Annotated in this window: 1 protein-coding gene; it reads left to right on the forward strand. The window is 49.2% G+C overall.

Annotated features, from left to right (window positions below):
* The first annotated feature begins 54 nt into the window (after positions 1–54).
* Positions 55–786 (forward strand): hypothetical protein, encoded by a 732-nt coding sequence (locus B5E66_RS12665; protein ID WP_087233848.1) that lies wholly within the window; start codon positions 55–57, stop codon positions 784–786.
* Positions 787–918: the final 132 nt, after the last annotated feature.

Raw genomic sequence — 918 nt, forward strand, 5'->3', positions numbered from 1 at the left:
TGAACCTGTTTTGGGTCTCTATCTTTTATACACCATAAGGAGGAAAAATTCATTATGAAGCTCAAGAAAATTGCTTCCCTGATGCTGGCCGGCGTTATGGCTGTCAGCATGCTGGCTGGTTGCAAGAACAATGGCAATGGTCAGCCCCTGCCCCCCGATGATGACGAGAATACCACCAATTACTCCACCATGCTGGGCAACAAGGTGTCTGATGATGTGAAGAAGCTGAATTACATCAGCTTTGCAAACGATTCCAACGCACAATCTGCTCTGGAGGGCGCTCTGGGGAACCTGGGTTACTTGAACAGCTCGGTGGCAACCGTTACCGGCACTGTGGTAAATCTGCACAAAGATGCTGCAAACAGCGTTAATATTGATGGTACTTGGGTTGATAAAGTTGTGGACGAGGCCAGCATCGTTGCAGTGATTGACGATTTTGTTGCTGACATGGATATCAAGAACACCTGGCTGAACGTTGATGGCATTGGTACTACTGAGTTTGACCGTGAGACCGACAAGACCAAGAGCTCGGTCTGCGGCGCTCTGTATGTGGTTGACGGTTCTATTGCTATGGACAAAGTCCTGAATACGATTGCTTCTCAGATGAACAACCAGCTGAAGAACCTGCCCAATACCGATATGGTTGCTGGTGGTGCAGTCAGTGTTACTTATGACTACACTGTTTCTGTCAGTGTTGTCAACAAGGCTGCAAGCGCTATTGAATGGTTCAACGGCTCTGCTAACTTCATTGCCGTGACTGTGACTCGCGTTCCGACCCAGGCTTGATCGTTTTAAAACAACTTATAACACCCCCGGGGCACCATACCGGGAGATGATATAAGGGGCGCACAGGTGCCAGAGACCACCTGCGCGCTCGGGTAAAACACCCATCCGATGTGGCGGCAAAGAGGAATAGAA

Origin of the sequence: Faecalibacterium sp. An121, assembly GCF_002160915.1 — a bacterium.
In the GTDB taxonomy this organism is placed as follows: Bacteria; Bacillota; Clostridia; order Oscillospirales; family Ruminococcaceae; genus Faecalibacterium; species Faecalibacterium avium.